Source organism: Enterocloster alcoholdehydrogenati (assembly GCF_013282095.1).
Classification (GTDB): domain Bacteria; phylum Bacillota; class Clostridia; order Lachnospirales; family Lachnospiraceae; genus Enterocloster; species Enterocloster alcoholdehydrogenati.
The window spans coordinates 291,187-314,938 of the sequence record NZ_BLTJ01000002.1; the positions used below are offsets into that span (position 1 = coordinate 291,187).

A 23,752-nucleotide genomic window follows, 5' to 3' on the forward strand; every position below is an offset into this window, starting at 1 on the left:
ATGTACCCTGCTCCTACAGGCTGACTACATCCGCTCCGGGGCCTCGATTCCCAAAAGACCGATACAGGTTTCCAGCACCCGTTTGGTCAGGGTGATCAGGCCGATGTAGCTGTCCTTCTGCGTCTCATCCTCCTCGGAGAGGATCTTGGTATCATGATAAAAACTGTTAAATGCGTTAGCTGTCTCATAAATATACTGACAAATCTTATGAGGAGCCGTCTCCGCAAAACTGTTCTCAAGCACTTCACTGTATTTTGCCAGCTGGAGCATCAGAGCCTTTTCCGAAACTCCCTTTGCAGGCAGAATCTTCTTTTCCGCCGCCAGACTGCTTACACAGCCGCCGTTGTCCTTATATTTTCCGAGAATGGATTTGATTCGGACAATCGTATAAAGGATATAAGGACCTGTATTTCCCTCAAACGAAATAAACCGGTCAATATCAAATACGTAGTCCTTGGATGCCTGATTAGACAGATCCCCGTACTTTAAAGCGGCAAGGCCAACCACCTTGGCGGTCTCTCTTGCTTCCTCTTCCGATACGGTGCGGTTTTCCATGATCCGGGCAAATACCGCTTCATCAATGTCTGCGATCAGCTTCTCCAGACGCATCACGCCGCCCTCTCTTGTCTTAAAGGGCTTTCCGTCCTTGCCGTTCATGGTACCGAATCCCAAAAAGATCATCTTTGTATCCGGCTTAACGATACCGGATTTTCTGGCTACGCGAAATACCTGTTCAAAATGCATGGCCTGGCGCTTGTCTACCACATAGATATAACGGTCCGGACAAAAATCCTGCTCCCGCTCCACAATAGTGGCCAGATCAGAGGTGGCATACAGGGAAGCACCGTCGGACTTGCGGATCAGGCAGGGCGGAATTTCCTTTGTATCGCTTTCCTCCGCTACATCCACAACCAAAGCGCCCTGGCTCTCATAAGCAAGGCCCCTTTCAGTGAGCATCTGGACCATATCATCAATGTAAGGCTCTGCGTCGCTCTCGCCCTTCCACAGGTCGAAATCCACATTCAGACTGGAGTAATTCTTCTTAAGATCTGCTACGGACACCGCCAGAATGTGATCCCAGATAGCCCTAAAGGGCTTATATCCCTTTTGAAGCTTTAAGGTAGCCTGATGCGCTCTTTCTTTAAATGCCTCATCCGCCTTTGACTTGGCGCTGGCGGCCGGATAAATCTCCTCCAATTCGCTTATGGTAAAGGGAGCCTCTGTGGGATATTCACCGGTATATGTCTCATCAAAATACACAAGCTCCGGCTTTCTGTCTCTTAACTCCTCAATAATCAGGCCCATCTGCAGCCCCCAGTCACCCAGGTGCACATCGCCGATCATCTCATAGCCCATGAACCGCCCCATGCGCTTGATGCTCTCGCCAATGATGGCGGAACGCAGATGGCCTACATGAAGGGGCTTTGCCACATTAGCTCCGCCATAGTCTACAATAATAGTCTCCTTTTTCTCCGGCTCCTCCAGTCCCAGCTTGTCGGCCGCTGCCATGCCGGCCATATAATCCGCCAGAAAGGTTTCCGACAGCTTCAGATTGATAAAGCCGGGCATCACAGCCACTGCCTCTTCAAAGACAGGCAGTTCCTTAGGCGCCGTCAGCTTCTCTACCACTGCATTTGCAATATCAATAGGCTTTGTACGGTAAGCCTTCGCCGCCGCCATGGCTCCGTTGCACTGGTATTCGCACAGATCCGGCCGGTTAGAAAGAACCACTCTGGCAAATTTCTCCTCATAGCCGCAGGCTGTAAAAGCAGCCCTTAATTCCTGTTCCATCAGTTCCAGAATCTTTTTCACTCTATGTTTCTCCTTCCCGCAGACGTATAGAATCTCAGAAAAAGCAGCTATTCTGCTCTGCTGTAGATGAAAACTGCCCCGGCGGTAGGGCCGGAGCAATCCTTCTGTTTCTCAGAAATAAAATAAATTATACACGGGACAGATACTCACCGGTTCTGGTGTCGATCTTGATCTTGTCTCCGGTCTCTACGAATAACGGAACGCTCACAACTGCGCCGGTTTCTACGGTAGCAGGCTTGCTTGCACCGGTTGCTGTATCGCCCTTAAAACCTGGCTCTGTGTCTGTAACCTCCAGTTCTACAAAGAGAGGAGGCTCTACAGAGAATACACTGCCGTTGTAGGAGCAGACCTTACAGATCTCGTTCTCCTTCACAAACTTTAATGCGTCGCCGATCAGATCCTGATTCAGCGCCACCTGCTCATAGTTCTCTGTGTTCATGAAGTTGTACAGATCGCCGTCTGCATACAGATACTGCATATCCACACGGTCAATTCTTGCTGCAGGGAACTTCTCAGTGGGACGGAAGGTACGCTCTACCACACCGCCGTTAATCACGTTCTTTAATTTGGTACGCACAAAAGCAGCGCCCTTGCCTGGCTTAACGTGCTGGAATTCAAGGATCTGTACTACCTGTCCGTCGATCTCCAGTGTAATTCCGTTTCTAAAATCGCCTGCTGATATCATAAAGATATTCCTCCTTAAGTTCTTTATATACTCCAGGACGCTTCTTTCTTAAGCGTCCGCCAGGGCTTTATCCGCTTTGATCAGTCCCCTGCATATTTAATCTTTTATATTCTATACTATGTGTCCATGTTTTTCAAGTTCTTTTTACGGCTTTTTCTGTAAAAATAGAGCAGAGGACGCTCCAGGTATCGTTTAAGGACGATCTGGATCTCCTCTTTCGGATCAATGGGTTTTACCAAAATGCTCTTTAAACCCGCCCGGTTTGCTCCATAGATATCCGTAAACAGCTGATCCCCTACAAACAGGGTGTTTTCCCGGCAGGTTCCCATCTGTGCCATGGCATTTTCATAGCCCTTTGCGGCAGGTTTACCTCCTTTATAGATATAGGGGCTTTTTACCTGTTCTGCAAAGGGTTTGACTCTGGCCTCTTTATTATTGGAAAGGAGACAGGTCTTTAATCCCAGCGCCCTCAGCTGTTCAAAAAGAGCCTCAGCCCGTTCATCCGCCGCAGCTCCATGAGGCACCAGGGTATTATCAATGTCAAAGATCACGCCCTTCACTCCCCTGTCCTTCCACCGCTCAAAAGGAATCTCATAGGCAGAATCCCAGAGTTCACCGGGATAAAATATTTCCAGCATCGTATATCAGCCTTTCTCTTATTTCTTAAGAAGCTTTCCCAGCTCCTCCATAAAGGTGCTCACATCCTTAAATTCTCTGTATACAGAGGCAAAACGCACATAGGCCACCTCGTCCACCTGTTTGAGTTTCTCCATCACAAGTTCGCCGATCACAGCGGTAGAGATTTCCTTTTCCTCCCTGTTAAAGATCTGATTTTCGATTTCATCAATCATAAGGCCTATCTGCTGTGGAGATACGGGACGCTTATGGCAGGAATGGATCATGCCCGCCTCAATCTTGGAACGGTCATAAGCTTCTCTTGTGTTGTCTTTCTTAATCACCATCAAAGGCATAGTCTCCAGTTTCTCGTACGTTGTAAAACGCTTTCCGCAGCGCTCACACTGACGCCGCCTGCGGATGGAACTGTTATCCTCCGCCGGACGGGAATCGATTACCTTTGTATCTGCTTCATTGCAGTAGGGGCATTTCATATCATCTGCACTTCCCTTCTATCGTTTAATACATAACCTTAAGGCCGCGACGTATCCTGACCGTAATATAGGGTATATTTTTCATTTATTGTAACCGAAACAGACCTTAAGCGCAAGAACTTTGTGTATATCCCAACGCTTGCCTGCGCCGGTTTTAAGTCCTCCCTCCTTTGTATTTATGGTTTTTTTACAGATTATAGGGAAATCAATCTCTTCCTTGATGCAAAATCCCAAGCAAAGAACAAAATCCCATTCCTGACGGACAAAAGGGAGGCTGACGTTTCCAAAACTCCTTGGAGGAATGTATTTTTTTTGTTATAATGACATCAAGACCGTACACATACGGAAACGAAAGGCGGATCACTATGAATTTTGTACCTGTAAGAAACCTGCGGCTTGGGGAAGGAACTCCAAAAATCTGTATCCCCCTTGTAAGCCCATCGGATGAAGCATTGTTTGAAGAGGCAAAGGCTCTTTCCTCCTATCCAGCTGACCTTGCGGAATGGCGGGCCGATTATATGGAGGATATTTTCAGGGAAGGCCGGTTACATGAGATTCTCCCCCGCCTTCGGGAAATCCTGGGAAATACGCCTCTCATTTTCACCTTCCGCACCACAAGAGAGGGAGGGCAGCAGTCTGCCTCCCCGGATCAATATAAGAAACTGGCTAAAGATGCTATCCTGTCCGGCTGCATAGATCTGGCAGATATCGAGCTGTTCTCCCAGCCGGATTCCATAAAAGAACTGACTGCCCTTGCAAAGGAAAAGGGGGTAAAAACTATTTTCTCCAGCCATGACTTCTACTCCACCCCCTCCTGCGGAGAACTTTTATCACGCCTGCGCCAGATGGAAAAGCTTGGAGCAGACATTGCCAAAATTGCCGTGATGCCCCGCTGCCCGGAGGATGTGCTTATCCTTCTTACAGCTACAGTTACGGCCCGCCGTCAGCTCTCCTGTCCTGTCGTCACCATGGCCATGGCCGGAACCGGCCTCATCAGCCGCGTCTGGGGCGAGATCTTCGGTTCCTGTCTTACCTTCGGCACTGCTGGCCGCGCCTCCGCTCCGGGACAGATCGATGCCAGGGAATTAAAGTGTGTGCTGGACATCCTCCATAATAATCTGTAGCCCATGGGACAGGTATTTTGCACCGTTCTTACTGTAATGGTAAATTGATTTCATTTTCAGTAATGCCCCTTCCCTTTCAGCAGAAAATATGGTAGTTTTCAATTAGTGTTTCCTTACGGAGCGCCGGTTCATTCCCCCAACAGCGCCGACGCTCCCTTCCGATGATGAATACTGGCCGCAGACGGCCCCCTATACTTTTTCATACATACATTCTCTTAAAAACAGCCCCGCTGCTGACTGCAGAGCGGGGCTGTTTTCTTAGGGGCACTTCACCTTTTCCTCTACCTTTTTTTCCTTTACGTCCACCAGAATAATATCGCTTCCCACCTGGCAGATATCGCAGAAAGGAATAACATACTCCTTCTCTCTTCCCAAAAATCCGCAGATGCACCCAGGCCCCGGCACTATAATAGCAATCATGCAGCCCGTTTCCATGTCAAAATCCACATCTCCCACAAAGCCAAGACGTTTGCAGTCATTTATATTGATGACTTCTTTCTGCTTGAGATCGCTGATCCTCATCCCCGCTCCTCCATACGTTCATCCCGTCCCCGCCTTCCAGCCCTGTGGGATCAGGGCGGTTATTTCTTACCCATATATATGCAAAAGGAGCCAGGAGTATTCACTCCCGGCTCCCTTATAAGGGGAATCCTGCCTGCGCGCCTGTCTATCTTAGAACAGAGGAACTACCGCACCTGCGTATGTCTGCTCCATAAATTCCTTTACCTCAGGACTGGTAAGGGCTTCAACTAATGCCTTTGTCTTGGGGCTTTCTTCCTCTCCGGCCCTTACGGCGATCACGTTTCCATAGGTCTGGGCAGCCAGAGACTCTGCATCCTCTGTTGCCAGTGCGTCACTTACCTTTAAGCCTGCCTCAATGGCATAGTTGCCATTGATAACAGCTACGTCGCCGTCCTGCAGGGAACGGGGAAGCTGGGCAGCCTCGATCTCTACGATATCCAGATTCTTAGGATTCTCAACAATGTCATTCTTAGTCGCTTCAAGACCTGCGTCCTCTTTTAATTTAATCAGTCCCTGAGCCTCTAAGAGAAGCAGCGCTCTCGCCTCATTTGTCAGATCATTAGGAACAAGTACCGTTCCCTTATCAGGAATGGCGTCTAAAGAAGCGGTTTTTCCGGCATAGATGCCAAAGGGCTCATAGTGGATCGCTGCCACGCCCACCAGATCAGTGCCGTTCTGTGCATTGAAGGAATCCAGATATGGCTGGTGCTGGAAATAGTTGGCATCCAGATCACCGGAATCCAGCGCATTGTTTGGAAGTACATAGTCTGTATATTCCACAACCTTCAGGTCATATCCCTTGGAAGCCAGCACCTCTCTTGCCGCCTCTAAGATCTCTGCATGGGGAGCAGGGCTCGCGCCCACGGTCAGTTTCTCCAGCTTGCCATCTGCCTTCGTGTCCTCTGCCTTTGCCTCTGCAGATGTTTCTGCAGTCTCCTTCTGGTCTGCCCCGGAAGCAGCAGTTGTCTCGTCTGCTTTTCCTGAGCATCCTGCCAGCAGGGATGTGGCCAGAGCGGCAGCAATAACTGCGGTTTTTAATGCCTTTCTTTTCATAATATGTTCCTCCTCATTTTCGGGCCAAAGCCCATATATTGATTCAAGGCTCCTTTTTATCGGATCCTCTTATCGCTCTTTCTGGAAATTCGCATGAATACTTCCTGAATGATCTGCACAATGATCACCAGGAGCACTACGGTGATAAGCATCATATCTGTCTCATACCGGTGGTAGCCATAGCGGATGGCGATATCTCCCAGACCGCCCGCTCCCACAGCGCCCGCCATGGCGGAGTAGCCGACGATTGTAGTGATGGAAATAGCTGCTCCTACCAGCAGGGACGGCTTTGCCTCAGGCAGAAGCACCTTCCAGATGATCTGGCCGGTGGATGCTCCCATGGACTTGGCTGCCTCGATTACGCCTGCGTCCACTTCCTTTAAGGAAGATTCCACCATGCGGCTGATATAAGGAAAAGCGGAAATCACCAGGGGGACCACCGCCGCATTGGGACCGATGATCTTTCCCACGATAAGCCTTGTGACAGGGATCACCATTACAAGAAGGATGATAAAGGGAACTGAACGCAGAAGGTTAATCACAACGCCCAAAACCCGGTTAAACAGCGGAAACGGCCGGATCCCGCCCCGGTCTGTAACTACCAGGGCAATTCCCAGAGGAATACCGATCACATACGATAATAAGGAAGAAAGGAATACCATATATACGGTTTCCCAGATCCCGTTTAAAAGCATATTTATGGTTGTCTGATCAAACGTCATAATCACCGCACCTCCTCAAATGCTACTCCGGCCGTCTTGAGATAATTGCAGATGCGGCCCGCATCCACCTCATCCTCCGGCAGCTGCAGCAGCATCTGCCCCATGGCCTTGCCTTCGATGTCCCTGGTATCGGCGTGCATGATATTCACCGGTGCCTTGCAGGCCAGAATCATGTTGGCGATCACAGGTTCCGAAGATTCTCTTCCATCAAAGATTACACGAATCAGCCTGGAATTTCCAAAGTTTTCCTTCTGCCCTGAGGCATCTCCCAGGATCAGCTGACGGCCGATATCGGATTTGGGGCCGGAAAAGATCTCAGACACCTTGCCCGACTCCACAATATGACTGTGATCAATGATGGCTACCCGGTCACAGATGGCCTCGATCACTGCCATCTCATGGGTAATCATAATGACGGTAATGCCCATTTCCCGGTTAATCTTCTTTAAAAGTGCCAAAATCGCCTTCGTGGTATTTGGATCCAGGGCGCTGGTAGCCTCATCACAGAGCAGCACCCTGGGGTTGGTCGCCATGGCTCTTGCGATGGCTACTCTCTGTTTCTGACCGCCGGAGAGCTGAGCCGGATATGCCTTCATCCGCTCCTCCAGCCCTACCAGCTTAAGCAGCTCCTTTGCCCGCTCCTTTGCCTTTCTGCTGTCCATATGAGCGATTTCCATGGGAAAGCACACGTTCTGGAGCACATTTCTCTGAGCCAGCAGGTTGAACTGCTGGAAAATCATCCCCATGGACTGTCTGGCCAGACGTTTTTCCTTCTCCTTCATGGCCGACAGATTTTTTCCCTCAAAGATAACGCGGCCGGAGGTGGGTTCCTCCAGATAGTTGATGCAGCGCACCAGGGTGCTCTTTCCTGCGCCGGAAAGGCCGATAATGCCGAATATCTCGCCCCGGCGGATCTCCAGATTGATATCATCCAGAGCCGTTACCGTACCGTTTGATGTGGCAAATTGTTTTCCGAGGCCTTCCAGGCGGATAATGGCCTCTTCTTTTTTCTGATCCATGCTTTCATTCCTTTCTTTGGTCCGATCCCACATATCTGCTCTCCTGACGCCGGCACAGACGGCAAAGCTCCTCAGGAAAGTCTGCCGCGGCTTTTCGCAATCCTGACAGCAAAAACGGGGCTGCGATCCTGCACGGACCTGCAACCCCGAAATATCATCTCTTCTATCCCTTTTATATCATGATCCCAAATCCATGCAGATGTTTTTGATTCAGTTTTCAAAGCATACAGATACACAGCACATATAGATGCTGTTCATCATATCCATATTCATCTGCATGGCTCTGAACTGATTCATGAAAAACCTCCTGCTCTGACCGATGATCATTTCCTATTATTCAGCTGGAAATAATGTTAGTTTTAAAGATACATCACTTATATCGGTTTGTCAAGCAGTTTCTTTTTGCAGACTCCCTAAAACGTAACTGTGTTTATCGGAATGGTGCGCTAACAGCACAGATCCGCGATTACCTGGGCAAAGATCTTTGCGCTGGTTAAAAGCTCGTCGATCACCGCAAACTCATCGGCTCCGTGCATCTTATTGTCTGTCCCCGGCATGGAAGCGCCGAAGGCAACGCCGTTCTTTAAATGGTGCACATAGGTGCCTCCGCCTGTAGACTGGCAGCTTCCCTTCAGGCCGGTATATTCCTCATATGCCTTTAACAGCGTCTTTACGAAATGGGAATTGCCGTCTACATGGTGGGGAGGCGTCATCTGGTCTGCATTTAAGGTAAGGCCCTCTTCTGCCATCCGGGCGCGGATCACGTCCAGACTGTTCTCCTCTGTGGCGCACAGGCAGGCACGGCAGTCAAAGGCGCCCTCTAAGTGGGTATCATCTGCGGTCAGCATATCAAGAGCCAGGGTTAAGGGGCCGGAAAGCTCATCCTCCATGGCAATCCCCACAGCCTTCCCTCTGGTGTCGCCGTGGGGGAAGAGCGTTGCAAGGCTCCTGATGGCCGTAAGCTGAGGACTGTCTGCAAGGGGCAGGCTGGTAAGGTATAAAAGCAGGCCGGTAAGGGCATTAACCCCCTCGTCCGGCGTAGATGCGTGAGCGCCCTTACCCTCAGCGGTAATCTGCATACCGCCTTTTGTCTCTCCGAAGGTGAAAGAAACGCCCGTCTTTTTCTCTGCCTCATCAGCGGCAGCCGTAAGCACATCCATATCCAGACCGGCTACCACTGCCTTAGCCTTGCCCGGAACTACGTTTACCTTGATTCCCGCATCAATGGAAACAATCTTTGGAAGCGCCTCAGAAGCCGCAAAGGACGCGGTAAATCCGCCGGGGATCCGTCCCTTTTCAATATTGATCACAGGAAAAGCAGCATCCGGTGAAAATGTCATTGGCGCTTCCTGCTCCCTTTTGTAATACACCTCAATATCGCTGCTTCCGCACTCCTCGTCCGTTCCCAGGATCAGACGGACATTCTTCTTTACCGGGATATTTAACTCCTTAATGGCGCGCATGGCGTAAAGAGCCGCCACAGCCGGGCCCTTATCGTCAGCCGTGCCGCGGCCGTAGAGCTTTCCGTCCTTTTCCACCGGCTCAAAGGGCTCGGTAACCGTCCAGCCCTCTCCTGCCGGAACCACATCCAGATGAGCCAGAATATCCAGCTGGCGTTCCTTGTCATTTAAATCAGCCGTACCTACATAATTGTCATAGTTTGTGATGGAAAAGCCATACTCCTCCATCATTGCCAGAGCGGCATGAAGAGCGTCAAAGGCTCCCTCGCCGTAAGGCTTTCCCTCCGTATAAGGCATTTTTTCGCTGTTGATCCGACAGAGCTTGCAGATGTCCTCGATCATCTCCTGTCTGTGAGAATCAATAAAACCCTCTATCTCTTTTCTGTACATATTGTCCTCCTTTTGCCACCCGTTATTTATGATTCGTTCAGCATACCTGCCAGGGTTTCATTTACCGTTTTCCCGTCTGCCTTTCCCTTGACTCTCGGCATCAGCGCCTTCATAATAGCGCCCTTATCCTTCTGGGAAGGCGACTCCAGGCCAAGCTCTTTTAAGACCTCGCCGATCACTTCCCGGATCTGATCCACGCTCATATCCTCAGGAGCGAACTCCTTATAAACAGCCAGTCTTTCTGCCGCCTCTTTCCTGATATCCTCCCGGTCCGCGGGAGCCAGATCGTAGGTTTCCTGGGTCTGCTTGATCTCCTTTTTTACAATGGCATTTTCCTCTGCCTCTGTCAGGGGCTCTCTCTTGTCGATCTCCGCGTTCTTTAATGCGGAAAGCAGCATGGAAAGGGAGTCCTTTCTTGCCTTATCCTTTGCCTTCATAGCCTGAACCATAGCGGCTCTTACTACTTCTACCTTTGACATATTCAAAAACCTCCTTATATATGACGGCGCCTTTCCAACAGCTAATTGGTGCCGAATTCGCTTAATTTAAGTCCCGGATTGCGGTCTAAGACCATACCCACGCTCCAGCTGTTGATAAATAAAAGCAGCGGATTATCCTTTAAGTCCTTGATCCGCTTCATATCGGATGTACCCATAAGCCTGGCCACATCCACCTCCTGAGGGTTCTCGACCCAGCGGATGTGCTCGTAAGGCAGTTTTTCCAGAATCACCTCTACGTTGTACTCGCTCTGCAGACGGTAGGTCAGCACCTCAAACTGCAGCACGCCCACCACACCTACAATGATCTCCTCCATTCCTGTATTAAACTCCTGGAAGATCTGGATCGCGCCCTCCTGAGCGATCTGGTTCACACCCTTGATAAACTGCTTGCGCTTCATGGTATCCACCTGACGTACTCTGGCAAAATGCTCAGGAGCGAAGGTGGGGATGCCTTCAAACTCAAACTTTTCGCTGGAGGTGCACAGCGTATCTCCAATGGAGAAAATCCCCGGATCAAAGACGCCGATAATGTCGCCGGCATAGGCCTCCTCCACGATCTTGCGGTCCTGGGCCATAAGCTGCTGCGGCTGGGTCAGACGGATCTTCTTGCCTCCCTGGACGTGATTTACCTCCATGCCCGCCTCAAACTTGCCGGAGCAGATACGCATAAAAGCGATCCTGTCTCTGTGGGCCTTGTTCATGTTGGCCTGGATTTTAAATACAAAGGCAGAGAAATCGCTGCGGAAGGGATCGATCTGCCCGGTCAGTGTTTTCCTTGGAAGCGGCGGGGTGGTCATTTTTAAGAAATGCTCCAAAAAGGTTTCTACACCAAAGTTTGTCAGGGCAGAGCCAAAAAATACCGGTGATAAATCTCCCCGCTGTACCCGGTCCATATCCAGTTCATCACTGGCTCCGTCCAGAAGCTCAATATCATCCAGAAGCTGCTGGTGATAGATGGAGCCGATCACAGACTCCACATCAGCGTCGGCCGCGTCAAACTCTTGGGTAGCTACCTCCTTTGCTCCTCCCATGGCAGCAGTAAACGTGGAGATCTTCTTTGTAAACCGGTCATACACGCCCTTAAAATTCTTCCCGCAGCCAATGGGCCAGTTGACGGGACAGGTTCGGATGCCCAGCACGTCCTCGATTTCATCCAGCAGCTCATACGGATCTCTGGCTTCACGGTCAAACTTGTTTATAAAGGTAAAAATAGGAATATGGCGCATAACACAGACCTTAAAAAGCTTAATCGTCTGCGCCTCCACACCCTTGGAGCCGTCGATGACCATGACGGCAGAATCCGCCGCCATAAGCGTGCGGTAGGTATCCTCTGAGAAGTCCTGGTGTCCCGGTGTATCAAGGATATTGATACAGAAACCGTCATAGTTAAACTGCATGGCAGAAGAAGTAACGGAAATACCTCTCTCCTTCTCGATGTCCATCCAGTCGGAAACCGCGTGCTTTGCCGCCTTGCGTCCTTTTACGGTACCGGCCAGGTTGATGGCGCCTCCATAAAGAAGAAATTTCTCGGTCAGTGTGGTCTTACCTGCATCGGGATGGGAAATAATGGCAAACGTCCTACGCTTTTTTATCTGTTCTATCATCTGATCATCTGTCTGTGACAATGGTCGTTTCCTCCGTTCCTGGTGATTGTATGATTTTTCTTAGCATATTTTATTATGATTAAAGACCAAAGTCAAGACGGTTCCTGATCTCATCCAGCAGCCGGTCTGCCACTTTTTCTTTGGTCATTTTGGGAAGCTCGGTCTGGCCCTCCTTTGTAATCAGCGTCACCAGATTGGTATCCGTCCCAAAACCGGCCCCTTCAGTTTTTAAGCTGTTGGCCACGATCATGTCTGCATTCTTCTTTTCAAGCTTGGCCCTTGAGTTTGCCAGAAGATCTCTCGTTTCCATGGAAAAGCCGCACAAAAACTGGCCCGGTCTGCGGTGACTTCCCAGCCATCCCAAGATATCCTTTGTGCGCTCCAGGGCGATATCCATGTTCCCGTCGGCCTTCTTGATCTTATCCTCTGCCGTCTGGGAAGGGCGGTAATCCGCCACCGCAGCCGCCTTGATGATGATGTCCTGAGCCTCTGCCGCCGCTGTAACCGCCTCATACATTTCCTCTGCACTCTCAACCGGCACCGTATTTACAAAAAGAGGCGGCTTAAGCGCCACCGGCCCTGTAACCAGCGTCACCTCTGCTCCCCTGTAAGCGGCGGCCTTTGCGATGGCGTATCCCATTTTCCCGGTGGAATGGTTGGTGATATAGCGCACCGGATCAATGGATTCGCGGGTAGGACCAGCAGTTACTAAAATCTTCTTTCCCGCCAGGTCCTTAGGATATCCGGCGGCGCGAAGGATATACTCAAAGAGCGTCTCCGGCTCCGGCATCTTCCCGGCTCCCGTATCGCCGCAGGCCAGATAGCCGTCGGCTGGCCGGATCACCTCAATGCCGTAGTGCCCCAGCGTTTTTAAATTATCCTGCAGGATATTATTTTCATACATCCGCGTATTCATGGCTGGAGAAACCAGTTTCGGACAGGTGCAGGCCATAAAGGTAGTTGTGAGCATATCATCCGCAATTCCATGGGCCAGCTTTCCGATCACATTGGCTGACGCGGGAGCAACTAAAAAAAGATCCGCTGCCTTTGCCAGGGACACGTGCTCTACGCTGAACTCAAAGTTCCGATCAAAGGTATCCACCAGGCACTTGTGGCCGGTCAGCGTCTCAAAGGTAATGGGATTGATGAAGTTCACGGCGTTTTCCGTCATGATAACGTGAACGGACGCCCCTGCTTTTACCAGGGCGCTGGCAAGGCCGGCAATCTTATAGGCCGCAATGCTGCCGGTAACTCCAAGGAGTATTGTTTTTCCTTTTAACATAAGCTTCCTCCGGTTGTTTTTCCGTTTTTTCTATGATACAATCATAGCACAATTTTTCATTGATGAAAATACCTGTGGCAGAAAGGAGTCTTTTACATGATTTTAGCCATTGATATGGGAAATACCAATACCGTGATCGGAGGAATCGACGAAGAAAAGACCTATTTTATTGAACGGGTCACCACAGACCAGAACCGCACGGATACAGAATATGCCGTTGCTATTAAAAATGTGCTTGAAATGCACCAGATCCACAGCGATTCCATCGAGGGCGCCATTCTTTCCTCTGTGGTTCCCCCTTTAAATTCCACTATCCTGCGGGCAGTGGAAAAAGCTGTAGGCGTCTCCCCCCTTCTGGTGGGTCCCGGCATCAAGACCGGCGTCAATATCCTTATGGACAACCCCAAAACCGTAGGCAGCGATATGATCGTAGATGTGGTGGCTGCCAGCCACGAACACCCGCTCCCCCTTGTGGTGATCGATATGGGTACTGCTACGACCTTAAGTGTGGCGGACAAGCACGGAAATTACATCGGCGGCGTTATCCTGCCGGGCCTTCGGGTGTCTTTAAATTCCCTCAGCGGAAAAACCGCCCAGCTCCCCTATATCAGTCTGGAAGTTCCAGATAAGGTAATTGGTAAAAATACCATTGACTGCATGAGGGCCGGGATTATTTTCAGCAATGTAGATATGATCGACGGAATCCTGGACCGGATGGAAAAGGAGCTGAAAGAAACGCCCACTGTAATTGCCACCGGAGGACTGGCCCGGTTTATCACGCCGCTTTGCAGGCACAGGATCATTTATGATGATGCGCTGCTGTTAAAGGGGCTTTTAATCCTGTACCGAAAAAATACACAGTAAACGGATCCAGCAGCCCTTACAAGGCTTTCTGGGGTTGATTTAGACCGCCAGACTGGATAAAAAGCCGTGCTTGAGAGAAGATCATCCTCTCAGCACGGTTTTTTGTCTGACAGCTGTTTTCGGCGTCCCTTTCCCATTCCCGGGCCTCATCACGCTTAAATATCCTCAAAGTATAATCCGATTCTTGTTCTCTCCGATCCAGCTCAGGTTCTATGGTATATTCCATGACTCGCAGCCAGACATTCCCAAGAAAATTTCCCGCTATTTTCCATCTTCCATCTGCCAGTCCGTTCTTCTGGATAGAAAAGGAAGTATAAAACCTTCCCGTTCCGTCCATCATTCTTTTATAACCAGAACAAAAAAGCACAGCCCGTTCCCGTGCGTACACTCAAATAAATGGAGGTATGGACCATGTCATGCTATAAGGTTGAAATCTGCGGCGTCAATACTGCCAGGCTGCCGCTCCTTAGCAGTGAAGAGAAGGAAGAATTATTTTCACGGATCTTAAAGGGAGATAAGGAGGCCAGGGAACAGTATATCAAGGGAAACCTGCGCCTGGTCTTAAGTGTCATCCAGCGCTTTTCCGGAAATCAGGAAAATATTGACGATCTGTTTCAGATTGGCTGTATCGGCCTTATCAAGGCCATCGATAATTTCGATATCACTCAGAATGTAAAGTTTTCCACCTACGCAGTGCCTATGATCCTTGGCGAGGTGCGCCGCTATCTGCGGGACAATAATTCTATCCGCGTAAGCCGCTCTCTCAGAGATACCGCCTACAAAGCCCTCTATGCCAAAGAGCAGCTGACGCGGCGTCACTCCAAGGAACCCACCCTCATGGAGATTTCCCAGGAAATCGGCGTCCCCGGAGAGGAGATCACCTACGCCCTGGATGCCATCCAGACACCGGTAAGCCTTTATGAACCAGTGTATACCGACGGCGGCGATCCCCTCTATGTGATGGATCAGATCAGCGACAAGAAAAACCTGGAGGAAAACTGGGTGGAGGATCTTTCCTTAGTGGAGGCCATGAAACGTCTCCCTGACCGGGAACGCCACATTATTGATATGCGTTTCTTTGAGGGAAAGACACAGACTGAAGTGGCAAAGGAGATCCACATCAGCCAGGCCCAGGTCTCACGGCTGGAAAAAAGCGCTTTAAAGTCCATGCGAAACTATCTGAACTGACCGTCCCCTCAGAAGCTGAGGGAACACACGCCCTGGTCCCGTTTTCCAGCATCAGAATCGATCAGCGTCCGCAAAAAGATCGCTCCACTTTCTCAACGATTTCCTCCATTTGTTTCCATTTCCGCTCCATATCCGCCGCCAGCGCAAACTGGGTGCGGCAGCGATCCAGGTTGTGATTTTCTCTGACAAGCTTAAAGTACGTATCTCCTGAGAGTTAATCGGTCAAGAAACGCATCCCGCACTCCAGGGTCATCAGCCTTGCTCCCTGGGGCAGCATCCGCACCTCTGCCTTTGTCAGACTTCCGGCGCAGCCTTCTAAAAATCCTCTGGTATAGATCTCAAAAAGAGGAAGCGACAAAGACACCTTTGCAGCATCTACCTCATCCTCCTCTGCCGTATTGGCCCCGAACCGGATAGAATCACCGAAATCAAAGACAGACAGGCCCGGCATCACTGTGTCAAGATCAATGATGCAGATGGCCTGCCCTGTTTTATCATCAATCATGATATTATTCAGCTTGGTATCATTATGAGTCACGCGCAGAGGAAACTCGCCGGCTGCCAGTATTTCCATGGCAATCCCCCTATCCTTTTCCCGGTCTAAGACAAACTGGATCTCCTCTCTCATGGCACTGGCTCTTGCGCAGACATCCCCGGCCATCGCCTTTTTAAAGACCTCAAACCGTGCCAGCGTATCGTGAAAGCCCGGAATCGTCTCGGTCAGCTCCCTGGCCGGATACTTTGCCAGAAGCCGCTGAAAATGCCCGAACACTTTTCTGCTCTGATAAAAATCCTCTGGTTTTTCCACCAGGTTATAGCAAGTAGCTCCCCACAGATTCATGGAAACAATGGCGGAAGCTGGAAGCTCTTCCCAGGTCTGGCCCCGTCCTCACTAAACTCGGCCCTGCCGCCGTGCTTTCCGATCCGGGTTCGCTCTCTGATATCCGTCAGATAACCGCGATCGTCCATGCGGCATACTCCCCTGGTCGCAGAACCATACCGTATACTCGTGAAACGGCTTTGGATGGGGCAAAATGACCCGCATGGCACAGGTGTTTCCCACCCCTTTAAATTCTTTCCCGCCTCCAAATCCCTGAGGCATGGCGGCACCTGTCAGTTCCCATTCTTCTGCCGGAACCGGCTCCCCCGTCGTCCGGTCCATGGACCTCCCACCACATTTTGGGGTCATGATAACAGTCCGGTACCACCTGCTGACTGAAATACTCTTCCATAAAATCCATTTCCAGCCTGCCTCTCACAGCAGTAAAACGCCAGAACATCAGGTAAAGCTGCTGGCACTCCTCCATATGCTTTTGGGCAAACTCATTGTGTCCGTTTGGTTCCGTCGCTGTCGCGGATGGCATCAGCTCCCCCCCTGGTCCATCAGTTCCTTTGTCTGTCTTAAAAAGCCAGATTCGCTTGGAAGGGTTACTCTGCCCCTTGTTTTTGCCATATGATCTCCTCCTTCTGCCGTCCGGTTTCCGCTGTCTGCTTTGCAGATCATACGCTGTCGGAGACGGTCGTTATACCCACAGTATAGCGGAAAATCCCATTTTCCTAACTTGAGTTTTTCTCCATGATGAAGGTCGGCACTGCCCGGCAGATGATACGCGATAACCAGTTAAATTTCACCCAGATTGCTGACCGTCTGGGCTACAATTCCATCCGCTACTTTTCCCGGCAGTTTAAGCAGCTGACCTCCATGACGCCCTAAGAATACGCAGCCTCGATCCGCAGGCTGTCGGATAAGCCCTCACAGAACCGGGAGATTTTATAAATGTCGAACAAACCTTCTTGCCCCCTGGGCTTTCATATGGTACACTGATGATATGATAGTCCTATCCTAACAGAAAGCGGCAGACATAGTATATGGAACAGAATGAACGCAGATTTGCAGTATTGATCGATGCAGACAATGTATCGCCAAAGTATATCAAGTATATCCTGGATGAGGTATCCGATATCGGGATCGCAACCTACAAACGGATCTATGGTGACTGGACCGATAACGAAAAAAGGGGCTGGAAGAATGTTCTTTTGGACTGGTCCGTCAACCCTATCCAGCAGTACAGCTACACCACCGGCAAGAACGCTACCGACTCTGCCATGATCATCGACGCCATGGACATTTTATATTCGGGAAATGTAGATGGTTTCTGTCTGGTGTCCAGCGACTCAGATTTTACCAAGCTGGCCCAGCGGCTGCGGGAGGCCGGTATGTTCGTCATGGGTATCGGAGAGCAAAAAACACCCAAACCCTTCCGGGCAGCCTGCGATACCTTTAAGCTTCTGGAGATTATTTCCTCAGAGGATACGCCGGAGGCGGTTCCCACGGCCAGGGGACGGGTAAATGCCATGGCGGCGTCCAAGACCGAGGTGCCCTCCATTGACGAGATACAAAAAACGATCACTTCCATCGATGAGATCCAGAAGGCCATCACCAAGCTTCTCATCGAGAACAACAGCCAGAACCAGCCTATTATCCTTGCAAAGGTAGGAAATTTCCTAACTAAGCGTTTCTCCGACTTTGATGTGAGAAATTACGGCTATTCCAAGCTTTCCACCTTCCTTGAAAGCTTGGACAACAGCGATTTTCAGGTGGTAAAGCTTCATGGGGGCTATTTTGTCCAGGAAAAATCCGCCTCCACTTCAAAGGCTGACATCGAAAAAGAAATCATCCGCCTGATTCAGAGCAACAAAGGCCATGTTGATAATTTAAGCATTATCCACGAGGAACTGAAAAAGAAGTTTCCCAACTTTGATATCAAGCAGTACGGTTTCAGCCGGCTCTCCAGCTTTATACGCAGCTTCGGCACCTTTAAGATCAAAGATAATATGGTGCAGCTGCGGTAAAAACACCCTTAAAAAATACGCCGCACTCTCCGTTTTGCTTCTCACGGAAACTGCGGCGTATTTTTATGCGCACTGTCTGTTCTCCTGCCATCTACTCGAACCGGACGATCTCCTTTTTCAGCCTTTTCATAATCTTTTTCTCCAGCCTTGATATGTAAGACTGAGAGATTCCCAAAAGATCCGCTACCTCCTTCTGGGTCATCTCATCGCCGTCCTCGTTTGTGAGGCCATAGCGCAGCTCTACGATCCGGCGTTCTCTGGGCTCCAGATGGCTGATGGCAGTATTTAAGAGATCCTTTTCGATCTCATCTTCAATGCCATGATAGATCACGTCCTCATCCGTTCCCAGAATATCGGATAAAAGCAGTTCATTTCCATCCCAGTCCACGTTTAAGGGCTCGTCAATCGACACCTCCAGGCGAGTCTTATTGTTTCGTCTCAGGTACATGAGTATCTCATTTTCAATGCACCGCGAGGCGTAGGTGGCCAGCTTGATATTTTTATCGGGTTTGAATGTATTGATGGCTTTTATGAGGCCAATCGTACCAATCGAGATCAGATCCTCTACTCCAACGCTGGTATTGTCAAATTTTTTTGCAATATAAACTACCAGACGCAGGTTATGCTCGATCAGAGAGGATCTGGCATGATGGTCCTGATCACTCCCTAAAAGGCCGATCATCCGGCCTTCCTCCGCGGCCTCCAGAGGCGGCGGAAGGATATCTGCCCCTCCGATATAATGAACTTCCCCCTGTTTTTGAACCAGCATAGTCCGGAAACTGGGAGCCGTTTTAAACTGAAAACGGTTTGGTATGGATACTCTTACAATCATTTTATTTCCTCCCGCTTACATATCGCCCCCAAACGCCATGGTCAGGAGGCTGTATCTGAATCCTGTATCAGCACCTCATATTCTCCGGCAGGAGAAAGGGGCTGCTTTGCCACAGCCACCAGAGGCTTTATAAGTGTATAGCAGGTCCCCTCCTGCTCCACTTTTATTTCATCCAGCGTAACTGCCGCAAGAAGGCCTTCTCCGCCTACACTGCGGTAGGGCACATAGGTGATTCCTTTTACTTTTGGACATAGTTCTTCCATGACGCCCCGCCAGGCCACATGAACCGGACGGCCGCTGACCGGTTCTCTCAGGCGATTTCCCGTATCAATCAGTCCAGCGGTGGTAAGCGTCTTATCCCCCTGCCGAAGAGTCACCCTGCACAGCGCCTTTTTCCTGTGAAATGAATCTGCCAGTCCGCGGATCCACCGGGCTGCCCCAAAGGAGAAAGCTGCTCCGCCCAGAACTAAAAAACACCATGTTCCCACAGGCCTTCCGAGTATCCTCTCCTCATTTAGTATTCTGGCTGCACCTTCCAATACACCTCCAGGGCCCATCTGCTCTGCAAAGACCATCATTACACCTCCCAGAATCACGGAAGCCAGATAAATACCTGCCACGGCACGAAAAACTTCCCTGATCCGGCGGATTCCAAAGGCACACACTGCCATAAGGGCTCCAACAGCCAGATACGTTCCGGCCGCTCTGCATATGAAGGGCATTCCAGGAAACACCGCCGTTACACAGGCCCAGACCGCCCCCAACGCCGCACCCCTCACGAGCTTTGCGGTTTTGGCCCGGTAACAGAGCACCCGGTTCACTACCGTCAGTACGATCAAATCCATCGCCATATTTACGGCAAATACTTCATCTATGTAGACCCGATAAACCACTTTATCCCGGCCTCACCTCCTTTATCAAGCTGTCCAATAGACATTATAACTGTTCTTAAGTGCAAATGCTGTCGAAGGGAGAGGGAAAACCAAAAGAAGTTTTCGACAGGATATGACCTTACACCGGCAGGCAGCGCAGAGGGATATAAAAAATCCGCAGAACAAATGACATATATTGTCACCTGTTCTGCGGATCTAATTTATATGGGTTCTAAAATACCTGATTCAATTATCGCTTATTCTTCAGGAAATCAGGAATATTGATCTGCATTTCCTTATTGGCAGTGGGACGGAAAGACGGCGCTGCGGGCTGGGGAGTTCCAGAACCGTTGGAGGCCTGCGCTGCACCCGTATTCCCGTTGGAACCTGCGTTTTCCGTATTCTGGCCAAACCGCGGAATATTCAGGCTGGGAGCCGGAGTGTTAGTCTGCTGCTGTCCAAAGCCGCGGACGAACGCAGACTGAACCGGCTTTGCAAAACCGGCGGAAGCTGTAGCCGCAGCCTCCGGAGCTGCCGCACGCTCAGGCTGAGTTGCCTGAGGAGCCGGGGACTTTGCCTTAAAGTTGGTAAAGCCTGCCATAGCCTTCGTCACGGAGGAAGTAGCGTTGTGCTCGTCCAGTCCGGTGGCGATTACGGTGATGCTTGCCTCATCCTGTGCATTTTCATCATACATGGCACCGAAAATGATATTTGCATTGTCGCCTGCCAGCTCCTGTACATAGCTTGCGGCGTCATTTGCCTCAATCAGGCTGATGTCGCCGGAGATATTGATGATCACATGGCTTGCGCCCTCAATGGTGGTCTCAAGCAGCGGGCTGGATACAGCCTGCTTTACAGCCTCAATGGCCTTGTCATCACCCTTTGCCTTACCAATACCGATATGGGCGATTCCCTTATCGATCATGACTGTCTGGATATCTGCAAAGTCCAGATTGATCAGTCCAGGAACATTGATCAGATCGGTAATGCCCTGAACAGCCTGCTGAAGAACCTCATCTGCCTTCTTAAGGGCATCCGGCATTGTGGTACGGCGGTCAACGATCTCCAGGAGACGGTCATTTGGAATCACGATCAGCGTATCCACTGCCTGCTTTAAACATTCGATGCCGTTTAAGGCGTTGGTCATACGGGCTTTTGCCTCAAAACGGAACGGCTTTGTCACTACGCCTACGGTCAGAATCCCCATATCCTTGGCAATCTTTGCAACAACGGGAGCCGCTCCGGTTCCGGTTCCGCCTCCCATACCGCAGGTAACGAATACCATATCCGCTCCCTTTAACGCCTGGGAAATCTCCTCAGAACTCTCCTCTGCAGCCTTCTCACCTACGTCTGGTCTCGCGCCTGCGCCCAGTCCTTTAGTCAGCTTCTCGCCGATCTGCATCGCTGTAGGAGCCTTGCAGAACTGAAGAGCCTGCTTATCCGTGTTGATGCCGATGAATTCCACTCCGGCGATGTTCTCGTCAATCATACGGTTTACTGCGTTATTGCCCGCACCGCCTACGCCTACTACGATGATTCTTGCGGCATTCTCTGACTCATTTATCTTAATCTCTAACAAGATACTTATCCTCCTTATCCGTTCCATGCACCCCCGGTTTCAGAATCTAATGGTTCAGGAATGCATCTGTCCTCTTTTCAGGTATTTCTTTATTATAATGTCACTCTTTTAGCCTAACTAATACTATATTTGATTTTATAAAAAAAATCAACCCCGAATTTTGTATTTTTGTCAAACCCGGCCTTTCCGTTTCATTTCCTTTTAAATGTAATCCCCGCCCGGTCATTGGTCTCGTTATACTCGCTCAGTTCCAGGGTTCCTCTGATGTCCTTAAGCTGGGGCTGATCCTTTAAAATGTCGTTTAGCACAGATAACTTGCCGTCTATATTTCCCGTATCGCCAAGAGGCACCTCCATCTGGCCAATGGTAAGGGTAGGCTGGTTATAGGCATTAAATCGGATCTGGTCTACGGAAATCTGGTACAGGGAAAGCTGCTGTGTCAGGTTTAATACCTCCTCAAAGATCCGGCTGTCTTTCACCGGAAGAGGCTGATATAGAACCACCCGGCCAAGATCCATGCCTGTGATCCATGGAATCCCCGCAAGCTTGCTGCCGGAGCTTTCCACCACAATCCCCTCCCTGTCAAAATACATATAGCTGCTCATATAGGAAACGTAGCCCACAATGCTCTTGTCATAAATAATGACCTCTGCCTTAAAGGGGCCATGGAATACGATCTTATAGTCCTCTACAAACGGGATCTGTCTGTGAGGCTGAAACCGGTCCTTTACATAGGCGATGGCTGAATTTTTTCCCAGACGGCCGGAAAAAAGAAGCTCCTCCACCTGCTTTGCGCTGTAGCGGCTGCTGCCGGATACGGTCACTTCCTGGATTCTTACCGACAAAACAAGGATAGCCGTAAGCAGAATGGCTGCCACGGCAATCCCCAGAATCATATGATGTTTTTCCTCTTTTTTTCTCATTCTGTGCATCACTCTCCTATCCAGCCGATCCCCGCCCCCAGGGCCGACAGATCTCTGCAGATATCTTCATACCCCCGTTCAATGTGGCCGCAGTCTTTGATGATGGTTTCTCCCTCCGCAGCCAGGGCCCCGACTACAAGAGCGGCCCCTCCCCGCAGATCCGCCGCCTTTACGCAAGCTCCCCTTAAGGGGTACTTCCCGCATATGACAGCCGTTTTCTCTTCAATACGGATGGATGCGCCCATTTTCACAAGTTCTCCCACTGTGCCAAACCGCTCCTCAAACACCCGTTCCTCAATCCGGCTGGTTCCCCTTGCGGCCGCCAGAAATGCCATAAACGGTGACTGAAGATCGGTGGGAAACTCAGGATAGGGTCCTGTTTTAAGGTTTAATGGGCCCGGACGCCCTTCCCTGCGGATTCGAATTCTCCCCTCCTGCTCCCAACCGATGCCGGTGGCTGAAAGCGTTCTTCCCTCTTCTGCGCAGTCCACCTCTGCGCCTGCCTGTTCAAGCAGCATCAGCGGAAGACGCAGAGAGGAAGGCCGGATGCCTTTTAAAGTTATATCTCCTCCGGCCGCCATCACGGCCGCCCCATAGGTACCGGCCGCGATCCGGTCGCCTTCCACCCTAAAGGTGCTGTCCTTCAGGCATTGTACTCCCTGAATCATCAGGGTCGACGTACCTGTCCCGCAGATCACCGCACCCATATTATTAAGGAAATGACACAGCTGACTGATCTCCGGTTCCATGGCAGCTCCCCGGATCACAGTCACCCCGTCTGCCAGAACAGCAGCCAGAAGAGCCTGCTCTGTGGCTCCCACACTGGGATAGGCAAAAAGAATCTCCGTTCCCTCCAGACCCTTTTTCGTTCTGGTCACAGCTTTTATAATACCTTCTTCCTCACAGATCTGTGCCCCCAGACTTTTAAGGGCCGCCAGATGCAGGTCAATAGGTCTGGCTCCGATGAGACAGCCTCCCGGATAGCAGCAGCTCCCCTCTCCCAGCCGTCCCAAAAGAGCGCCAAGCACAATGATGGATGAGCGCATGGACCGGACGTATTCTTCCGGTATTTCCGTCCTTTGTACTTCCCTGGCATCCATAAAAATACTGCTGCCCCGGCAGATGCAGGCACAGCCCAGATGTTCCAGGATCCTGGTCATACAGGCCACGTCACGAATCTTCGGCACATTGGTAAGAACTGTCAGGCCTCTGTGCAGGAGAGCGGCCGCCATCATAGGAAGGACCGCGTTTTTGGAGCCCTGTATGGATATTTCCCCTTCTAAGGGCAAAAGGCCGGTTACACGGATCGCAGACAAAAGACCACCTCCGCAAATATCTATACGAAAGTATATGCCCTTT

22 protein-coding genes and 3 pseudogenes are annotated in these 23,752 nt (G+C 50.5%); 5 read left to right on the forward strand and 20 right to left on the reverse strand.

Features of this window, described 5'->3' with window-relative positions; genetic code table 11:
- Positions 1 to 24: 24 nt before the first annotated feature.
- The 4 genes from argS to nrdR form a co-directional block, all read right to left on the reverse strand.
- The gene (argS, locus tag HW447_RS03670; protein WP_176253976.1) at positions 25 to 1,812 is read right to left on the reverse strand and encodes an arginine--tRNA ligase; all 1,788 of its coding nucleotides are present in this window, start codon (positions 1,810 to 1,812) and stop codon (positions 25 to 27) included.
- A gap of 127 nt (positions 1,813 to 1,939) precedes the next feature.
- Positions 1,940 to 2,497: an elongation factor P gene (gene efp, locus HW447_RS03675; protein ID WP_176253977.1), complete on the reverse strand. Its 558-nt coding sequence runs from the start codon at positions 2,495 to 2,497 to the stop codon at positions 1,940 to 1,942.
- 116 nt (positions 2,498 to 2,613) lie between these two features.
- A complete protein-coding gene (locus HW447_RS03680; RefSeq protein ID WP_176253978.1) occupies positions 2,614 to 3,135 on the reverse strand; it encodes a YqeG family HAD IIIA-type phosphatase in 522 nt (173 codons plus the stop codon).
- Between the two features lie 18 nt (positions 3,136 to 3,153).
- Positions 3,154 to 3,606 carry a transcriptional regulator NrdR gene (gene nrdR, locus HW447_RS03685; RefSeq protein ID WP_176253979.1) on the reverse strand — a complete coding sequence of 151 codons (453 nt, stop codon included), beginning with the start codon at positions 3,604 to 3,606 and terminating at the stop codon, positions 3,154 to 3,156.
- Between the two features lie 365 nt (positions 3,607 to 3,971).
- Between nrdR and aroD the strand changes: the two genes are divergently transcribed.
- The gene (gene aroD / locus HW447_RS03690) at positions 3,972 to 4,730 is read left to right on the forward strand and encodes a type I 3-dehydroquinate dehydratase (protein WP_176253980.1); all 759 of its coding nucleotides are present in this window, start codon (positions 3,972 to 3,974) and stop codon (positions 4,728 to 4,730) included.
- 258 nt (positions 4,731 to 4,988) lie between these two features.
- On the opposite strand, the gene HW447_RS03695 is transcribed toward aroD, so the two are convergent.
- From HW447_RS03695 to coaBC, 8 genes are all read right to left on the reverse strand, one after another.
- Complete coding sequence (locus HW447_RS03695) at positions 4,989 to 5,252, reverse strand: YlmC/YmxH family sporulation protein (RefSeq protein WP_176253981.1); 264 nt, start codon at positions 5,250 to 5,252, stop codon at positions 4,989 to 4,991.
- 150 nt (positions 5,253 to 5,402) lie between these two features.
- Positions 5,403 to 6,305 (reverse strand): MetQ/NlpA family ABC transporter substrate-binding protein, encoded by a 903-nt coding sequence (locus HW447_RS03700; RefSeq protein ID WP_176253982.1) that lies wholly within the window; start codon positions 6,303 to 6,305, stop codon positions 5,403 to 5,405.
- A gap of 56 nt (positions 6,306 to 6,361) precedes the next feature.
- Positions 6,362 to 7,027 (reverse strand): methionine ABC transporter permease, encoded by a 666-nt coding sequence (locus tag HW447_RS03705; protein WP_176253983.1) that lies wholly within the window; start codon positions 7,025 to 7,027, stop codon positions 6,362 to 6,364.
- A gap of 2 nt (positions 7,028 to 7,029) precedes the next feature.
- A complete protein-coding gene (locus HW447_RS03710; protein ID WP_243176189.1) occupies positions 7,030 to 8,079 on the reverse strand; it encodes a methionine ABC transporter ATP-binding protein in 1,050 nt (349 codons plus the stop codon).
- A 413-nt stretch (positions 8,080 to 8,492) separates the two neighbouring features.
- A complete protein-coding gene (locus HW447_RS03715; RefSeq protein WP_176253984.1) occupies positions 8,493 to 9,896 on the reverse strand; it encodes a Sapep family Mn(2+)-dependent dipeptidase in 1,404 nt (467 codons plus the stop codon).
- A 26-nt stretch (positions 9,897 to 9,922) separates the two neighbouring features.
- Complete coding sequence (locus HW447_RS03720) at positions 9,923 to 10,375, reverse strand: GatB/YqeY domain-containing protein (protein ID WP_176253985.1); 453 nt, start codon at positions 10,373 to 10,375, stop codon at positions 9,923 to 9,925.
- A 41-nt stretch (positions 10,376 to 10,416) separates the two neighbouring features.
- Positions 10,417 to 12,021 carry a peptide chain release factor 3 gene (locus tag HW447_RS03725; RefSeq protein WP_176253986.1) on the reverse strand — a complete coding sequence of 535 codons (1,605 nt, stop codon included), beginning with the start codon at positions 12,019 to 12,021 and terminating at the stop codon, positions 10,417 to 10,419.
- 58 nt (positions 12,022 to 12,079) lie between these two features.
- On the reverse strand, positions 12,080 to 13,282 hold the full coding sequence (gene coaBC, locus HW447_RS03730) for a bifunctional phosphopantothenoylcysteine decarboxylase/phosphopantothenate--cysteine ligase CoaBC (RefSeq protein ID WP_176253987.1): 1,203 nt from the start codon (positions 13,280 to 13,282) through the stop codon (positions 12,080 to 12,082).
- A gap of 96 nt (positions 13,283 to 13,378) precedes the next feature.
- Between coaBC and HW447_RS03735 the strand changes: the two genes are divergently transcribed.
- A complete protein-coding gene (locus HW447_RS03735) occupies positions 13,379 to 14,146 on the forward strand; it encodes a type III pantothenate kinase (protein ID WP_176253988.1) in 768 nt (255 codons plus the stop codon).
- Positions 14,147 to 14,557: 411 nt separating this feature from the next.
- Entirely contained in the window at positions 14,558 to 15,334 is a 777-nt protein-coding gene (gene sigG, locus HW447_RS03740; RefSeq protein WP_176253989.1) for an RNA polymerase sporulation sigma factor SigG, read from the forward strand.
- Between the two features lie 61 nt (positions 15,335 to 15,395).
- Here sigG and HW447_RS03745 read toward each other — a convergent pair.
- From HW447_RS03745 to HW447_RS18375, 3 genes and pseudogenes are all read right to left on the reverse strand, one after another.
- Positions 15,396 to 16,163, reverse strand: a pseudogene (locus tag HW447_RS03745) (phosphotransferase); the annotation flags it as partial.
- Positions 16,164 to 16,171: 8 nt separating this feature from the next.
- Positions 16,172 to 16,303, reverse strand: a complete 132-nt coding sequence (locus HW447_RS17925) for a hypothetical protein (protein WP_330588995.1) — start codon at positions 16,301 to 16,303, stop codon at positions 16,172 to 16,174.
- 22 nt (positions 16,304 to 16,325) lie between these two features.
- Positions 16,326 to 16,787, reverse strand: a pseudogene (locus HW447_RS18375) (1,3-beta-galactosyl-N-acetylhexosamine phosphorylase N-terminal domain-containing protein); the annotation flags it as partial.
- 108 nt (positions 16,788 to 16,895) lie between these two features.
- Here HW447_RS18375 and HW447_RS03755 point away from each other — a divergent pair.
- A pseudogene (locus HW447_RS03755) lies at positions 16,896 to 17,048 on the forward strand (AraC family transcriptional regulator); the annotation flags it as partial.
- Between the two features lie 155 nt (positions 17,049 to 17,203).
- Positions 17,204 to 18,187 carry an NYN domain-containing protein gene (locus HW447_RS03760; RefSeq protein WP_176253990.1) on the forward strand — a complete coding sequence of 328 codons (984 nt, stop codon included), beginning with the start codon at positions 17,204 to 17,206 and terminating at the stop codon, positions 18,185 to 18,187.
- A gap of 91 nt (positions 18,188 to 18,278) precedes the next feature.
- On the opposite strand, the gene sigE is transcribed toward HW447_RS03760, so the two are convergent.
- The 5 genes from sigE to murA all read right to left on the reverse strand — a co-directional run bounded on the left by sigE (position 18,279) and on the right by murA (position 23,709).
- Positions 18,279 to 19,019, reverse strand: a complete 741-nt coding sequence (gene sigE, locus HW447_RS03765; RefSeq protein ID WP_176253991.1) for an RNA polymerase sporulation sigma factor SigE — start codon at positions 19,017 to 19,019, stop codon at positions 18,279 to 18,281.
- A 41-nt stretch (positions 19,020 to 19,060) separates the two neighbouring features.
- Positions 19,061 to 19,912 carry a sigma-E processing peptidase SpoIIGA gene (locus HW447_RS03770; RefSeq protein WP_176253992.1) on the reverse strand — a complete coding sequence of 284 codons (852 nt, stop codon included), beginning with the start codon at positions 19,910 to 19,912 and terminating at the stop codon, positions 19,061 to 19,063.
- Positions 19,913 to 20,141: 229 nt separating this feature from the next.
- Entirely contained in the window at positions 20,142 to 21,470 is a 1,329-nt protein-coding gene (gene ftsZ / locus HW447_RS03775) for a cell division protein FtsZ (RefSeq protein WP_176253993.1), read from the reverse strand.
- Positions 21,471 to 21,661: 191 nt separating this feature from the next.
- Positions 21,662 to 22,393 (reverse strand): cell division protein FtsQ, encoded by a 732-nt coding sequence (locus HW447_RS03780; protein ID WP_176253994.1) that lies wholly within the window; start codon positions 22,391 to 22,393, stop codon positions 21,662 to 21,664.
- Positions 22,394 to 22,401: 8 nt separating this feature from the next.
- Positions 22,402 to 23,709, reverse strand: a complete 1,308-nt coding sequence (gene murA / locus HW447_RS03785) for a UDP-N-acetylglucosamine 1-carboxyvinyltransferase (RefSeq protein WP_176253995.1) — start codon at positions 23,707 to 23,709, stop codon at positions 22,402 to 22,404.
- Between the last annotated feature and the right edge of the window lie 43 nt (positions 23,710 to 23,752).

What these genes read in the sequence shown, in the direction of transcription:
- efp (WP_176253977.1), bottom strand. Translation starts at nt 2,497, where the DNA reads ATGATATCAGCAGGCGATTTTAGAAACGGAATTACACTGGAGATCGAC.
- HW447_RS03680 (WP_176253978.1), bottom strand. Translation starts at nt 3,135, where the DNA reads ATGCTGGAAATATTTTATCCCGGTGAACTCTGGGATTCTGCCTATGAG.
- nrdR (WP_176253979.1), bottom strand. Translation starts at nt 3,606, where the DNA reads ATGAAATGCCCCTACTGCAATGAAGCAGATACAAAGGTAATCGATTCC.
- aroD (WP_176253980.1), top strand. Translation starts at nt 3,972, where the DNA reads ATGAATTTTGTACCTGTAAGAAACCTGCGGCTTGGGGAAGGAACTCCA.
- HW447_RS03695 (WP_176253981.1), bottom strand. Translation starts at nt 5,252, where the DNA reads ATGAGGATCAGCGATCTCAAGCAGAAAGAAGTCATCAATATAAATGAC.
- HW447_RS03700 (WP_176253982.1), bottom strand. Translation starts at nt 6,305, where the DNA reads ATGAAAAGAAAGGCATTAAAAACCGCAGTTATTGCTGCCGCTCTGGCC.
- HW447_RS03705 (WP_176253983.1), bottom strand. Translation starts at nt 7,027, where the DNA reads ATGACGTTTGATCAGACAACCATAAATATGCTTTTAAACGGGATCTGG.
- HW447_RS03710 (WP_243176189.1), bottom strand. Translation starts at nt 8,079, where the DNA reads ATGTGGGATCGGACCAAAGAAAGGAATGAAAGCATGGATCAGAAAAAA.
- HW447_RS03715 (WP_176253984.1), bottom strand. Translation starts at nt 9,896, where the DNA reads ATGTACAGAAAAGAGATAGAGGGTTTTATTGATTCTCACAGACAGGAG.
- HW447_RS03720 (WP_176253985.1), bottom strand. Translation starts at nt 10,375, where the DNA reads ATGTCAAAGGTAGAAGTAGTAAGAGCCGCTATGGTTCAGGCTATGAAG.
- coaBC (WP_176253987.1), bottom strand. Translation starts at nt 13,282, where the DNA reads ATGTTAAAAGGAAAAACAATACTCCTTGGAGTTACCGGCAGCATTGCG.
- HW447_RS03735 (WP_176253988.1), top strand. Translation starts at nt 13,379, where the DNA reads ATGATTTTAGCCATTGATATGGGAAATACCAATACCGTGATCGGAGGA.
- sigG (WP_176253989.1), top strand. Translation starts at nt 14,558, where the DNA reads ATGTCATGCTATAAGGTTGAAATCTGCGGCGTCAATACTGCCAGGCTG.
- HW447_RS17925 (WP_330588995.1), bottom strand. Translation starts at nt 16,303, where the DNA reads ATGGACGATCGCGGTTATCTGACGGATATCAGAGAGCGAACCCGGATC.
- HW447_RS03760 (WP_176253990.1), top strand. Translation starts at nt 17,204, where the DNA reads ATGGAACAGAATGAACGCAGATTTGCAGTATTGATCGATGCAGACAAT.
- sigE (WP_176253991.1), bottom strand. Translation starts at nt 19,019, where the DNA reads ATGATTGTAAGAGTATCCATACCAAACCGTTTTCAGTTTAAAACGGCT.
- HW447_RS03780 (WP_176253994.1), bottom strand. Translation starts at nt 22,393, where the DNA reads ATGAGAAAAAAAGAGGAAAAACATCATATGATTCTGGGGATTGCCGTG.